This window comes from Shewanella phaeophyticola (assembly GCF_025398315.1).
Lineage (GTDB): Bacteria > Pseudomonadota > Gammaproteobacteria > Enterobacterales > Shewanellaceae > Shewanella > Shewanella phaeophyticola.
In genome coordinates this window covers 3088217-3102697 of record NZ_JAODOQ010000001.1, presented here as the reverse complement: position 1 = coordinate 3102697, position 14481 = coordinate 3088217, and the positions used below count along the sequence as shown (strand labels likewise).

Annotated in this window: 11 protein-coding genes and 3 pseudogenes; all 14 read left to right on the top strand. The window is 41.9% G+C overall.

The genetic code is table 11. The features are described 5' to 3' along the window. Window positions 1-13: 13 nt before the first annotated feature. The 14 genes and pseudogenes from N4T56_RS14340 (at window position 14) to bfr (ending at window position 14478) form a co-directional block, all read left to right on the top strand. On the top strand, window positions 14-1336 hold the full coding sequence (locus tag N4T56_RS14340; RefSeq protein WP_261733688.1) for a DASH family cryptochrome: 1323 nt from the start codon (window positions 14-16) through the stop codon (window positions 1334-1336). 224 nt (window positions 1337-1560) lie between these two features. Beyond that, a complete protein-coding gene (locus tag N4T56_RS14335) occupies window positions 1561-1860 on the top strand; it encodes a BolA family protein (protein WP_261733687.1) in 300 nt (99 codons plus the stop codon). Window positions 1861-2119: 259 nt separating this feature from the next. Then, the gene (locus tag N4T56_RS14330; protein WP_261733686.1) at window positions 2120-3208 is read left to right on the top strand and encodes a TRAP transporter substrate-binding protein; all 1089 of its coding nucleotides are present in this window, start codon (window positions 2120-2122) and stop codon (window positions 3206-3208) included. A gap of 143 nt (window positions 3209-3351) precedes the next feature. Beyond that, complete coding sequence (luxS, locus tag N4T56_RS14325) at window positions 3352-3861, top strand: S-ribosylhomocysteine lyase (RefSeq protein WP_188926516.1); 510 nt, start codon at window positions 3352-3354, stop codon at window positions 3859-3861. A 179-nt stretch (window positions 3862-4040) separates the two neighbouring features. After that, window positions 4041-6113: a TonB-dependent receptor gene (locus tag N4T56_RS14320; protein ID WP_261733685.1), complete on the top strand. Its 2073-nt coding sequence runs from the start codon at window positions 4041-4043 to the stop codon at window positions 6111-6113. A gap of 411 nt (window positions 6114-6524) precedes the next feature. Next, window positions 6525-7861 (top strand): annotated as a pseudogene (locus N4T56_RS14315) (Na(+)-translocating NADH-quinone reductase subunit A). Then, complete coding sequence (locus N4T56_RS14310) at window positions 7861-9060, top strand: NADH:ubiquinone reductase (Na(+)-transporting) subunit B (RefSeq protein ID WP_261733684.1); 1200 nt, start codon at window positions 7861-7863, stop codon at window positions 9058-9060. Before N4T56_RS14315 ends, N4T56_RS14310 begins: the two are co-directional and overlap by 1 nt. Next, entirely contained in the window at window positions 9053-9838 is a 786-nt protein-coding gene (locus N4T56_RS14305; RefSeq protein WP_261733683.1) for a Na(+)-translocating NADH-quinone reductase subunit C, read from the top strand. Before N4T56_RS14310 ends, N4T56_RS14305 begins: the two co-directional genes overlap by 8 nt. Then, window positions 9838-10471: pseudogene (locus N4T56_RS14300) on the top strand (NADH:ubiquinone reductase (Na(+)-transporting) subunit D). Before N4T56_RS14305 ends, N4T56_RS14300 begins: the two are co-directional and overlap by 1 nt. A gap of 5 nt (window positions 10472-10476) precedes the next feature. Further along, window positions 10477-11084, top strand: a pseudogene (nqrE, locus tag N4T56_RS14295) (NADH:ubiquinone reductase (Na(+)-transporting) subunit E). Between the two features lie 45 nt (window positions 11085-11129). Next, the gene (gene nqrF / locus N4T56_RS14290) at window positions 11130-12377 is read left to right on the top strand and encodes an NADH:ubiquinone reductase (Na(+)-transporting) subunit F (protein ID WP_261733682.1); all 1248 of its coding nucleotides are present in this window, start codon (window positions 11130-11132) and stop codon (window positions 12375-12377) included. Between the two features lie 116 nt (window positions 12378-12493). Then, on the top strand, window positions 12494-13507 hold the full coding sequence (locus N4T56_RS14285; protein ID WP_261733681.1) for an FAD:protein FMN transferase: 1014 nt from the start codon (window positions 12494-12496) through the stop codon (window positions 13505-13507). A 55-nt stretch (window positions 13508-13562) separates the two neighbouring features. Further along, window positions 13563-13787, top strand: coding sequence for a (Na+)-NQR maturation NqrM (gene nqrM / locus N4T56_RS14280; protein WP_261733680.1), 225 nt, complete (start codon window positions 13563-13565; stop codon window positions 13785-13787). 220 nt (window positions 13788-14007) lie between these two features. Beyond that, window positions 14008-14478 (top strand): bacterioferritin, encoded by a 471-nt coding sequence (gene bfr, locus N4T56_RS14275; RefSeq protein WP_261733679.1) that lies wholly within the window; start codon window positions 14008-14010, stop codon window positions 14476-14478. Window positions 14479-14481: the final 3 nt, after the last annotated feature.

Genomic DNA, 14481 nt, shown 5'->3' with positions numbered 1-14481 from the left:
AGTGGTGCAATACATGAGCAACGCAAATGCTCAATCTTTAGCGGCTAGTAAGGCGATAACCTCGGCAAAAAATGTGAGGGCACTTTATTGGCTTGGTGATGACTTACGCCTATCTGATAACGTCATATTTGACGACATCGCCCAACATGCTCAACAACTGATGATTGTGTATTGTATCGATCCTCAATGGTTTAAGGGATCTCAATATCAAGCAGAGTACCTAGGGCAACACAGGCTAAAATTTTTGCTAGAGTCGCTGCATGCACTTGATGAAGCACTTAATCAATATGGTCAGCAATTGCATATTGTGTATGCACAGGCGCAGCTTTGCCTGCCTCATTTAATTAACACCCATGGTATAAACCGAGTTTATCGAAGCCATCACAGCGGTGCAGATGAGCGCGCTGCTTGGCAAGCGATTCAGCAACAATGCGATACAGATATTGAATTTGTGAGCTGCACGACCCAAACCTTGTTTAATTTACCGCAACTGCCATTTGAGTTAGACGCATTGCCGCCTAGCTTTAGCCAGTTTAGAAAACGGATTAAAGACAGCCATTTTGATGCAGCAAAAGAGCAAACATCCTGGTTACCACCAATGGTTGTATTGCAGGTGCAAGATACATTATTACAATCGTGGTTATCTTATCCCGCCTGGCTGAAACAAACTCACATGTTGAGTAATGTGTTTTGTGGCGGTGAAGCGCAAGGGTTATTACAGCTAGACAGTTATTTTTCCTCTAAGTTAGCCCATCGTTATAAAATTGTTCGAAACGAATTAGCGGGCTGGGAGCACTCAACCAAGTTTTCCCCTTGGTTGGCAAATGGCTGTTTATCAGCTCGACAAGTGGTGTCGGCATTACGCCAATTTGAATCTCAACATGGTGCAAATGAGTCAAGCCAATGGATTGAATATGAACTGCTGTGGCGTGAGTATTTTCATTGGTATGGCCATAAGTTTAACAACAAACTATTTTGCTTTTCAGGCATTAGCGGCAATAAGCCATTAACCAGTTTTTATGCGCAGCGATTGCAAGCCTGGAAAAGCGCTACAACCCCTTTTGCATTGGTTAATGCATTGATGACACAATTAAACCAAACTGGTTATATGTCTAATCGTGGCAGACAAATTGTCGCCAGTTGTTTAATCCATGAATTGCAATGCGATTGGCGCTACGGTGCAGCTTATTTTCAGCAACAACTCATTGATTATGACGTTGCAATTAATTGGGGTAATTGGCAATACCTGGCGGGTGTGGGCGCAGACCCTCGAGGGGGAGACGGTTTAATCTTGCCAAGCAACAGCAAACTTACGATCCTCAAGGCAAATTTATAAGTGCTTGGTTGGGGGGCGAAAACCTGCCGCAAAGTGGCAGTGAGTATGATGTCGAACTTGATTATGTCGATATAGCCGATTGGCCAACAACATGAACATGTGGGATGGATTTAAGTTGCGGTAAATTTGTGCACCAGTAATAAGTTTTAGTTTGCTTGTTTGACCTTTATTCGGCAAACCAGTACCCTGCGCTTTCATTGATATGGATTAATAAGAGTATCACTATGTCTGTCGAACAAATCATTACAGATAAATTGAGTCAAGCCTTTACGCCATTGCACCTTGAAGTGATTAATGAAAGTAATCGTCATCATGTGCCACCTAATTCAGAAACCCACTTTAAAGTCGTCATTGTCAGCGATAAATTTAGCGAGCAGCGTTTATTAGCTCGTCATCGTTTAGTTAATCAAGCCTTAGCTGATGAATTAGCTAATGGTGTGCATGCATTATCAATTAATGTTTACACTGAAGCTGAATGGCAAGCTTTGGATGAAGTGCCTAAAACGCCTAACTGTAAAGGATAACGCAATTGTTGCGGCCACTATTGCTGAGCAATAACTTGTTTTTAAGTATGGCGCTAACCAATCGGTTGTTAAAAATAATAATTTAATCAAAACTTTATACGGTAAAGCCTCACATTTTGTGAGGCTTTTTTTGTTTGTTATTGAGATAGTCATAGTGGTCAGTTGTTATTGTTATGTTAAGGTGGTATTTATGTGATTATTGTTCAAATCAGTGGTCTATTTTAGTTCGTTATCAATGACAGAAAGTAAGGATTTCATCATGGGGAAGTTGAAACTGTACTGCGGGTTATTGGGATTATTGTTGCTGGCAAGTTGTCAGCAGCCACCTGCAGACACAGTGGCTAAAACTCAAACGGCTGCGTCTCATCAAGTAATTGAATGGCGTTTGGCAACATCTTGGCCTAAAAACCTTGCCGGATTAGGCATGGCACCAGAGCGATTTGCGCAACTGGTTGAGCAAATGTCTAATGGTCGCTTAGTGATTCATGTTTATGGGGCAGGCGAGTTAATGCCAGCCTTGTCTGTATTTGATGGCGTAAGCAAAGGTACGGTGCAAATGGGTCACAGTGCGGCGCATTATTGGAAAGGAAAAGCACCAGCATCGCAGTTTTTCTCATCAATTCCTTTTGGTTTAAATGCCCAACAAATGAATGCCTGGCTGCACCATGGCGGTGGAATTGAATTATGGCAAGAGGTTTATCAGCCTTTTGGTATTTTGCCGTTAGCGGGTGGAAATACGGGCATGCAAATGGGAGGCTGGTTTAATAAACCTATTATGTCTCCGGCAGATTTGAAAGGCCTTAAAATGCGTTTACCAGGTATTGGCGGTAAGGTATTAAAGAAACTGGGTGGGATTCCGGTTGACGAATTAGCTGGACGAGAGCTGTACAGTGCATTGCAAACAGGAGCCATTGATGCGGCAGAGTGGGTGCGCTCTTATAACGATTTACCACTCGGGCTACATCAAGTTGCTCAGTATTACTATTATCCTGGTTGGCATGAACCTGGTTCTTCGATGGAGTTTTTAATTAATCAACAAGCGTTTTCAGCGTTACCAGCCGATTTACAAGCGATTGTAAAAGTGGCGGCTAGAGCGATAAATCAAGATATGCTCGATGATTATACCCAAGGCCACATTGCAGCAATGGACACCTTAATCAGTGAACATAATGTGCAAGTAACCCCTTTTCCGCCAGAGGTTATAGCTGCATTAAAACAGGCTAGGGATGAGGTATTAACAGAAGAAGCAGCAAAAGACCCAATGTTTAATAAAGTATTACAAGCTTATTTAACCAACGAGGCTGCGGTTAAACGTTATTTTCACTATACCGAAGACGCACTTAACTAATGTCAAAATAACCTTGCAAGATCAATCGTTCTTAAGATGAATAAAACGATAAAAACTCAGGCTGTGACGTTAGCAGATAAGTGATACTATTTCGTTATTCGATCGTATATTGTCAACATCATTTTATATTCTGGGAGAAAGCAATGCCTTTATTAGACAGTTTTACCGTAGATCATACTCGTATGAATGCTCCAGCTGTGCGCGTTGCAAAACACATGAGCACGCCAAGCGGCGACGCGATTACCGTGTTTGACTTACGTTTTTGCGCACCCAATAAAGATATTTTAAGCGAGCGTGGAATTCATACGTTGGAGCATTTATTTGCTGGTTTTATGCGTGATCATTTAAATGGTGATGGTGTTGAGATTATCGATATTTCGCCAATGGGCTGTCGTACCGGTTTTTATATGAGTTTAATTGGTCAGCCAACAGAGAGTGCTGTCGCTGATGCATGGCTTGCTGCAATGGGTGATGTGACCAATGTGGTTGAGCAAAAAGACATTCCAGAACTTAATGAATACCAATGTGGTACTTATGAGATGCATTCGCTTACTGAAGCGCAAGACATTGCCCGAATGATTATCGCTGCAGGTGTTAGTGTCAATTTAAATGATGACTTAAAGTTGAGTGATGAGATTTTAGGTAACCTCTAAACATTTACCTAACAGTAAAAAAGCGGCTTCGGCCGCTTTTTTTTGTTAATAAAATTGCATTTTATGGGGGAAACGTTATCGGTATGCTGTTTTTATGTCACTGAAACCGTTATTGTATTGGCATAATAACAAATATGATGTTTATTTTGGCTTGACCAGACAAATATACGGAGATAACCATGTCTAACCATCCATTTAGCCTGTCATTGATTGCCGTTGCAGTCCTTTTTGCTTGTCAGTCTTCTGATGCCGTCGCCGAAACGGTGACAGAATCAATTGATAAGGCAAATAATCACCTCGAGTTAAAACAATCTACTCAAACCGCGTTTCATTATCGTCAAAGTGATATCGCTGTTGGGTTAACAGGTGCAACAGTGCTTCCGACAGCAACAAGTGAAGACGTTGAATTAATGCATCGCGGTGTGTCAGACGGCGTGGCGGTTATGCAAGATGGTATTTTCTTTTCTCCGGCACCTTATTCTGGTCAACATTTAGTGATTCAACCTAATATGCTGCATCAGCAGAGTGTCACCTTGTCGAGTATGACCAGTATTGTCGACGGCTCGGAAGCTTCATTTGGTAAGCTTGAATATCAATCTGCTGCAATTAGTCCAAAAAAGAATGCAGGTGAGTTTAACGTAGAAATGAGCGATAACAGCGACTTTAGTGTCGGTGGGATCGCTAGCGGAACCACCAAAGAATACGGCATGCTTTTAGCGCTTGATTATCAATCGGCATCAGATGAAGTAGGTTATCAAGTTGATCGCGATGCAGACGCAACCCAAACTGACCTAATGTTTAAAATTACCGCCGACAGCTTACCTGGTGCAACAAACAAACAAACCACCGAGTTTAGCTATCAATACTCGAGTAAAGATAGCGACATCGGCTCGCTTGGTTTAACCAACACTGATTTTGACCAGGACCCTGGCAAACTTTATTCTGCTGCCAATATTGATATGGAAGAAACAGAGCGTAATCGTTATGTGTTAGCCCATAAGCTTTATTTGTCGAAAACCTCAACAGTTGATACCGACTTTTATTACCAAACCTATTCACAAAAAACCGTCGACATGTTGTATGTTGATGGCGACACTATTAATTCACTCCTGTTAAGCAACATTGCCGCATTTGAAGTCAATCCAACCACTGATGGCATGAACTTAGGCGCCTTATCGCAAGATAACGACTTTGCGGGTTTTGGTGTGCAAACTAAAGGCGTGAATATGTATGGCCAACATCAAGTGACTTATAGCGCTCGTTATCATACTGACAAAGCCGAAATGGAATTAGGCGGCCAAGATTGGTTATGGAATCAAGATTTATCATTAACCTCTGCCAGTGATAAAGAAGCGTTTGCCGTTTACACCGATGATGCTTCGGCATTTTCATCTGCTGTGGATGCAAAATTAAATTATGGTGACTGGTCGATAAACCTTGGTCTGGGTTATGAGCATGTCAGTGTGTCTCGCGATGTTAGTGATGATTATGATGTTACTGAAGCTGACTTTTCTGACGATGGTTGGATGCCTTCAATTGAAGTGGCTTACACTACAGGAGCCTGGTCTGCAGCATTACAGGCTAAACAAGCCTGGACAGCGGCTTCAGCGGGTAATTTACAACAAAGCGCCCAAGAAGCGTTGCAATATCAACTTTCAGTAGCGTATCAACAAGATACTCTCGCGTTGGCAATGACAGCCTATTTGCATGATTACGATAATCAACATATTGGTTGTATGTTTGGCATGATTTGCGATTATGAGCAAATTGCATTGCAAGAAAACATCGAAGATGTGACGGTCACAGGCATCGACTTATCGGCTGAGTATAGCCTAGCGTTTGACAGTTTTTCGATTCCATTTAAAGCAAAATATCAATACACCCAAGCCGAAACAGATATTGGATATTGCTCAAATACCAATGGGTGCTTTGACGGCGACAGCCAATTACCCTGGGTACCTAAGCAGCAGTTTAGTTTCAGCTCTGGTGTCGTCGTGGGTGATGTATCTGTAATGGCACAGGCGCTGTTTCAATCAGAATTAGAATATGAAGGCAACCTTGCCGCGATTGAGCCAATCGACAGCCAATGGAAAGTCAATTTAGCTGCAACTTACAGTATTACTCAGCAGCACGAAGTGTATTTACGAGTTGAAAATCTATTTGACGAAACCTTAGTCGCCAATCGGACATTAGCAGGCCTTCAAGCCCAATCAGAAATGACCGCGTATTTAGGGTATCAAGCTCGTTTTTAATAATTCTTAGAGAGAAATTTGTTAAATCTTTAAGCCTATATCAATAGCCCAAGCACATTTATGCTTGGGCTATTGTGTGTTTGGCTGCGGTTAAATGATATAAATTATTTCTATAAAAATTAATGCTATAGTATGCCAAATCAAAAAATAGCCATTATCTTTTTGTATTGTGCTGTTATTTATTAAATTTGAGTTAAATGTTGCCGATTCGCGAGGGCATTGGTTTGAAAACACCTATTATTTTCGTGGCGATAGTCTCATATTTACGGTAAAATGCGCGCGACCAGCGTGATTTCGATCGCATTTCCGTGTTAAATCTGCGCTAGCTCAAATGGCAAGTATTTGTTAATACTTTGTTTTTGTAGCGGAACGTGGCGCATTGTCTTTCCTTCAAACGTAGTGCTTGTGGATATGATTACAATTAAGAAAGGATTGGAACTGCCTATAGCAGGCGGACCAGAGCAAGTTATCCATAATGACTTCAGCCATTGGACACGTAGCTACTTTGGGTGAAGAGTATATTGGCTTACGTCCAACGATGAAGATCAAAGTGGGCGATAAAGTACAAAAAGGCCAGGTTCTTTTTGAAGATAAAAAGAATTTAGGCGTTAAATATACGGCTTTAGCCAGTGGTACTATTTTAGAAATCAACCGAGGTGCAAGACGTGTACTTCAATCTGTTGTTATTGCAGTAGAAGGTGACGATAACGTTGCTTTTGCTCAATATGATGCAGACAAATTAGACACGTTAGATGTACAAGCCGTTCGCGATAATCTGATTGAATCAGGTTTGTGGACTGCATTACGTACTCGCCCTTTCAGTAAAGTGCCCGCCGTAGATGCTACAGCAGCAGGTATTTTCGTTACTGCAATAGATACTCAACCTCTTGCTGCCGATCCTGTGGTAGTCATCGCTGAACATAAAGACGATTTTGCTAATGGCCTTAAGGTGTTAGCACGATTAACTGAAGGTAAAGTTTACCTATGTAAAGCGCCTGGTGCTGATATCCCTGCAGCTAACGCTCAAGTTGAAGAGTTTGCGGGTAAACACCCTGCAGGTTTAGTGGGTACCCACATTCATCACGTACTTAATGCATCTGCTACTCGTAGTGTGTGGCATGTCGGTTACCAAGACGTGATTGCAATTGGCCAGCTATTTACTCAAGGTGTATTAAACACCGAGCGTGTAGTGGCAATTGGCGGCCTCTAAAGCAAAACAACCTCGTTTAGTACGTACCGTGTTAGGTGCAAGCATGACTGAGCTTACTGCTAATGAAACAGTAGGTGAAAGTGTGCGTGTTGTGTCTGGTTCTGTATTAAATGGCCGCACAGCAGTAGGACCTCATGGTTATCTGGGGCGCTACCATCAACAGGTGAGTGTACTTGAAGAAGGCACTGAGAAAGAATTGTTTGGTTGGGCTATGCCTGGTGCCAACAAGTTTTCTATCACTCGTGCATTTTTAGGTCACCTAAGCCCATCACGTTTGTTTAACATGACCACCAGTACTGGCGGTTCAGATCGTGCAATGGTACCAATTGGTAACTACGAACGCGTGATGCCTTTAGACATTCTACCTACCATGCTACTTCGTGATCTTGTCTCTGGGGACTTTGATGGTGCAGCTCGTTTAGGCGCATTAGAGTTGGACGAAGAAGATTTGGCATTGTGTACGTTCGTATGTCCAGGTAAGTATGACTACGCTTCATATTTACGTGACTGTTTAGATACGATCGAGAGGGAAGGCTAATGAGCTTGAAAGATTTTATCGAGCGTATTGAACCGCAATTTGAAAAAGGCGGTAAGTACGAAAAGTGGTATGCCCTTTATGAAGCGGCAGCCACGGTATTTTACACTCCAGGTAAAGTGAACCATGGTTCAACTCATGTTCGCGATAACCTTGACCTAAAACGTATGATGATTACTGTTTGGGCCTGTACGTTTCCTGCCATGTTTTTTGGTATGTACAACGTAGGCTTACAAGCACAAATCGCAATGGCCGCCAATTTCGGTACGCCTGACGTTTGGCAGGTTGGCCTATTTGAATTATTTGGTGCACAGCTTACTGCAGATTCAGGTATTGCATCGCTGATGTTTTATGGTGCCTGCTTCTTCCTACCGATATACGCAGTGACATTTATTGTCGGCGGTTTCTGGGAAGTGCTATTTGCCTCGGTGCGTGGTCATGAAGTTAACGAAGGTTTCTTCGTTACATCTGTGCTGTTTGCGTTAACCTTACCGGCAACGATTCCATTATGGATGGTGGCATTAGGTATTACCTTTGGTGTGGTGGTAGCAAAAGAAATCTTCGGCGGTACAGGCCGTAACTTCTTAAACCCAGCATTAGCGGGCCGTGCCTTCTTGTTCTTTGCATATCCATTAAGCATGTCTGGCGACACCTCTTGGGTTGTTGCTGATGGGTTTTCAGGTGCAACCGCATTAAGCCAAGCCGCACAAGGCACATTTGATTACAGCTCAAATGCAAACTGGATGGACGCCTTTATGGGCTTTATTCCGGGTTCTGTAGGTGAGGTATCAACCTTTGCTATTTTGCTTGGTGGTTTAGTGATCATTTATGCTCGCATCGCGTCATGGCGCATTGTGGGTGGCGTACTGTTAGGTATGATTGCGATTGCAACATTGCTAAACTTTATCGGTAGTAATACTAACCCAATGTTTGCAATGCCTTGGCACTGGCACCTCGTATTAGGTGGTTTTGCATTCGGTATGATGTTTATGGCGACTGACCCGGTTTCTGCGTCGTTCACTAATACCGCTAAATGGGCTTACGGTTTCTTAATCGGTGCGATGGTAGTGTTTATCCGTGTGATTAACCCTGCGTTCCCAGAAGGCATGATGTTAGCTATTTTGTTTGCTAACCTTTTTGCTCCTTTATTTGACCACTTCGTTGTACAGGCAAATATCAAGCGGAGGATTGCTCGTGGCTAGTAATAAAGATTCGTTCGGTAGAACGCTATTTGTTGTTGTCGGCTTATGTCTTGTTTGTTCTGTATTGGTATCGACAGCAGCTGTGTTGTTAAAACCGACTCAGTTAGAAAACAAACTGCTAGATAAGCAAAAGTATATTCTTGAATCGGCAAGCCTTATCAATACCAAAGAAGGTAATGTCACTAAGCAAGATATTCTGACCACTTATGACAAGTATGTTGAAGCACGTTTAGTTGATCTTGCAACAGGTGAGTTTGTTGAAGGTGACGCCAATACTTACGATCAACGTAAAGCATCACGTGATGTAGCAACTTCGTCGATTCCTGAAAACGACATTGCTTCGATTAAGCGCGTAGCTGACACCGCTGTTGTGTACTTGGTGCGTGATGATGCTGGCAAGTTAACCAGTGTTATTTTACCCGTTCACGGTTACGGTTTGTGGTCAACCATGTATGCATTTTTGGCTTTAGAAGCTGACTTAAACACGATTCAAGGCTTGGTGTATTATGACCAAGCTGAAACGCCGGGTTTAGGTGGTGAAGTTGAAAACCCTAAATGGAAAGCGTTGTGGAAAGGTAAACAGTTATTCGATGAGCAAGGCGACTTGGCTATCAATGTAACCAAAAATCCTGCAGTGGCGAGCACTGTTTACGGTGTGGATGCATTATCTGGTGCAACATTAACCAGTAACGGCGTACAACATTCATTGCAATTTTGGTTAGGTAAAGAAGGCTTTGCAAGCTTTATCGCTAAAGCACGCAACGGAGGGGTAAGCTAATGGCTGACGTTAAAGAACTTAAACAGGTTCTGACTGGACTCGATTATCAATAACAACCCAATTGCATTGCAAATTTTGGGTGTGTGTAGTGCGCTTGCTGTTACGACTAAGCTGGAAACAGCGTTGGTAATGACAATAGCACTAACAGCGGTAACAGCGTTTTCTAACCTGTTTATCTCACTTATTCGTAATCATATTCCAAGCAGTGTACGTATTATTGTGCAGATGACGATTATTGCTTCTTTAGTAATCGTAGTTGATCAAGTATTACAAGCTTATGCATACGGGATTTCTAAACAGTTATCGGTTTTCGTCGGTTTGATTATTACTAACTGTATTGTAATGGGTCGTGCTGAAGCTTATGCAATGAAGACGCCTCCTTTGATGAGCTTTATGGACGGTATCGGTAACGGTTTGGGTTACGGTGCTATCTTATTATCAGTAGGCTTTATTCGTGAATTATTCGGTAATGGTTCATTATTTGGCGTAGAAATCCTCAGTAAAATCTCTGACGGTGGTTGGTATCAGCCTAACGGCTTATTACTGCTTCCACCTAGTGCGTTCTTCTTGATCGGTGGTTTGATCTGGATGATCCGTACTTATAAGCCAGAGCAAGTTGAAGCAAAAGGATAAACGCAATGGAACATTATATTAGTTTATTAATTCGCTCCGTTTTCATTGAAAACATGGCGCTAGCGTTCTTCTTAGGTATGTGTACTTTTTTAGCTGTGTCTAAAAAAGTGACTACTGCGATGGCCTAGGTGTTGCAGTTATCGTGGTATTGGCTATCTCGGTTCCTGCTAACCAAATTATTTATCAAGGTTTACTTGCTCCTGGTGCTTTAGCTTGGGCTGGCGTACCAGATGCTGATTTGAGCTTCTTGAAGTTCATCACCTTTATCGGTGTGATTGCAGCACTTGTACAAATTTTGGAAATGGCGTTAGACAAATATTTCCCACCTTTGTACAACGCGTTAGGTATTTTCTTACCTTTGATTACCGTGAACTGTGCAATTTTTGGTGCAGTATCTTTCATGGTAGAGCGAGATTACAACTTAGGCGAGAGCGTGGTATTTGGTATCGGCTCTGGTATTGGTTGGGCATTAGCAATTGTATTGCTGGCCGGTATTCGCGAAAAGATGAAATATTCTGACGTGCCAAATGGCTTACGTGGCTTAGGTATTACCTTTGTTACTGCAGGTCTTATGGCTCTAGGTTTCATGTCATTCTCTGGTGTTTCTCTTTAAGAGCACTGAGACGACGCATTAATTTGAACCTTTAAGGATAAGTGAATGGGTATTCTTGAATCTACTCCAATAGATGTTTATCTAGGTGTGAGTATGTTTACTGTGATTGTATTAGTGTTGGTATTAGTGATTTTATTCGCTAAATCAAAACTAGTAGCCAGCGGTGATATCACTATTGGTATCAACGGCGACACAGATAAAGCAATTAAAACAGGTGCAGGCGGCAAGTTACTTGGCGTATTAGCAGACAACGGTATTTTTGTATCAAGCGCGTGTGGTGGCGGTGGCTCATGTGGTCAGTGTCGCGTAAACATCAAATCAGGTGGTGGCGATATTTTACCAACTGAACTTGATCACATTAGCAAAGGTGAAGCACGTCAAGGTTGTCGTTTATCTTGTCAAGTTAACGTTAAAACTGACATGGAAATCGAGCTTGACGAAGAAATCTTCGGCATCAAGAAATGGGAATGTGAAGTTATCTCTAACGATAACAAAGCAACGTTCATTAAAGAACTTAAGCTGCAAATCCCTGATGGCGAATCAGTGCCTTTCCGCGCTGGTGGTTATATTCAGATTGAAGCGCCAGCTCATCATGTTAAATATGCTGAGTTTGACGTACCTGAACAATACCGTGGCGACTGGGAACACTTTGGTTTCTTCAAGTTAGAGTCAAAAGTAGACGAAGAAACCATTCGTGCATACTCAATGGCTAACTACCCAGAAGAATTTGGGATTATTATGTTGAACGTGCGTATTGCTACGCCACCGCCACGTAATTTAACCCTACCTTGTGGTAAAATGTCTTCGTACATTTGGAGCCTAAAAGCTGGCGATAAAGTGACTATTTCTGATCCATTTGGTGAGTTCTTCGCTAAAGATACCGATGCAGAAATGGTCTTTATTGGTGGTGGTGCTGGTATGGCACCCATGCGTTCACACATTTTTGACCAATTAAAGCGTCTTAAATCAAAACGTAAAATGAGCTTCTGGTACGGTGCGCGTTCTAAGCGTGAAATGTTCTACGTTGAAGACTTTGACGGCCTAGCAGCTGAAAATGATAACTTTAAGTGGCATGTTGCGTTATCTGATCCGCAAGCTGAAGATAATTGGACGGGTTACACTGGCTTTATTCATAACGTATTGTACGAAAACTATTTACGTGACCACGATGCGCCAGAAGATTGTGAGTTCTACATGTGTGCACCTCCAATGATGAACGCTGCCGTAATTGGTATGCTAAAAGACTTAGGCGTTGAAGACGAAAACATCTTACTTGATGATTTCGGTGGCTAATTTGTTAGCCTAAAATATTGACAAGTAAGTCATGAAATTGCAGCAATGCAGACAGGGTGTTTAACACAGGTCTGCAAGCTGCAATTTTTTTATTCATCAACCAGTGTAAATATGAAATGACCGTAAACGCTATCAAGTTATTAATTACATCATTATTGTTACTGGGCATGAGTGCTTGCAGCTCACCAGAGCCCATTATTACGCTATCTGGCAGTACGATGGGGATCACTTATCATGTTAAAGTGGTGCCTGGCGACAACTTGCCTGAGGCGCAATTATTGCAAGCTGAGATCGACATGGCGTTAGAAGTGGTTAACGATCAAATGTCGACGTACCGCAATGATTCTGAATTATCTAAATTTAATCAATTACAAGTACAACAAAGCGTTAAAGTCTCTGCAGATACACTCAAAGTTGTTAACGAAGGCATACGCTTATATCAAGACACGGACGGGGCATTAGACATTACCTTAGAGCCGATAGTGAACTTATGGGGCTTTGATCCAGACAAAAGGCCAACAACAGTGCCTACGCAAGCGCAAATCGATGCCGCGAAAGCCAAAATGGGTATCAGTGAGCTGGCCATTAAAGGGCAAACTTTAGTTAAGCATAATGCAGATTTGTATGTTGATTTATCATCGATAGCCAAAGGTTTTGGCGTTGATAAAATTGCTTCTATTTTAGACAAGTATCAGGCCAGTGGTTATTTGGTTGAAATTGGCGGTGAGCTAAACGTAAAAGGCAAAAAAGGCGATGGTAGCGCATGGCGCATTGCAGTTGAACAGCCTACAGATGGCGGTCAGGCCGTGCAGCAAGTGATCGAACCCGGTACCATGTCAATGGCAACGTCAGGCGATTATCGTAACTTTTATGAGGAAAACGGTGAACGTTTTTCACATTTAATCGATCCTCGTAACGGATATCCTATTAAGCATAAACTTGCCTCTGCAACCGTGCTACACTCTAGTTGTATGACCGCAGATGGATATGCCACTGCCATGATGGTGTTAGGTACACAAGCTTCGTTGGCGCTTGCTAAAGAGAAAAATTTAGCAATAATGCTGATTGAAAAGCAAGATCAAGGTTTTCAGGTCTATTACAGTGATGCTTTTAAAGCATATGTAAAATAGGGTTATATTACTGATTTTTACGTCAGGCCTAAAATTGAGTTAATTGGAGTTGTTTATGAGTACATTTTTAGCAGCGTTTGTGGTGTTGTTATTATTTTTCTTGTTAATGTCTGTTGGCTATATCGTGAAAAAGAAAGCGGTAGAAGGCAGCTGTGGTGGCTTGGGTGTACTGGGTATTGAAAAAGCCTGTGATTGTGACAATCCATGTGATGCGCGTAAACTTCGCATGCAAAAAGAACAACAGCGCAAAGAGATGCTGAATCAAAACCGAATTATTTAATCTTTTTGACCTCAGCTAATGCTTACAATGTAAAGAGCCTTCATTTTGAAGGCTTTTTTTGTGGCCGTTTTATCACACTAGAGTTACAAATCTTAGTTATAATGATAATGGTTATCAATTGTAAGTTTATGAAATTAAAGTAAAATTTGCGTTTGCCTCTACAGTGTTTTATGCTATTTAAAATTGATCGAGATCAAATTATTCACCAAGGGACATTACTATGAAAGGTCATCCTAAAGTCATCAGTCAACTCAACCGTGTACTGACGTGTGAGCTAACGGCTATTAACCAGTATTTTTTACATGCACGCATGTTTAAACATTGGAGCCTAGAAAAGCTAAATGAAAAAGAGTACAAAAAATCGATTGAAGACATGAAGCATGCTGACAAGTTGATTGAACGAGTATTGTTTCTTGAAGGTTTGCCTAACTTACAACAATTAGACAAGTTGCGTATTGGCGAAGATGCAGAAGAAATGCTCAGCTGTGATATGGCTGCCGTCACTGAACAAATTGCCATATTGCGAGAAGCGATTAATGTATGCGAAACAGAGCAAGACTATGTCAGCCGTGACATGCTTGAAGAGCTGCTCGAAGACGAAGAAGAACATTTAGATTGGATTGAGTCACAACAAGGGCTCATCGTCCAAACCGGTATTCAAAACTATCTTCAATCACAAATTAACGACTAATAG

Coding starts and splice junctions, on each gene's coding strand:
- N4T56_RS14340 (WP_261733688.1), top strand. CDS start 14: ATGAGCAACGCAAATGCTCAATCTTTAGCGGCTAGTAAGGCGATAACC.
- N4T56_RS14335 (WP_261733687.1), top strand. CDS start 1,561: ATGTCTGTCGAACAAATCATTACAGATAAATTGAGTCAAGCCTTTACG.
- N4T56_RS14330 (WP_261733686.1), top strand. CDS start 2,120: ATGGGGAAGTTGAAACTGTACTGCGGGTTATTGGGATTATTGTTGCTG.
- luxS (WP_188926516.1), top strand. CDS start 3,352: ATGCCTTTATTAGACAGTTTTACCGTAGATCATACTCGTATGAATGCT.
- N4T56_RS14320 (WP_261733685.1), top strand. CDS start 4,041: ATGTCTAACCATCCATTTAGCCTGTCATTGATTGCCGTTGCAGTCCTT.
- N4T56_RS14310 (WP_261733684.1), top strand. CDS start 7,861: ATGAGCTTGAAAGATTTTATCGAGCGTATTGAACCGCAATTTGAAAAA.
- nqrF (WP_261733682.1), top strand. CDS start 11,130: ATGGGTATTCTTGAATCTACTCCAATAGATGTTTATCTAGGTGTGAGT.
- N4T56_RS14285 (WP_261733681.1), top strand. CDS start 12,494: ATGACCGTAAACGCTATCAAGTTATTAATTACATCATTATTGTTACTG.
- nqrM (WP_261733680.1), top strand. CDS start 13,563: ATGAGTACATTTTTAGCAGCGTTTGTGGTGTTGTTATTATTTTTCTTG.
- bfr (WP_261733679.1), top strand. CDS start 14,008: ATGAAAGGTCATCCTAAAGTCATCAGTCAACTCAACCGTGTACTGACG.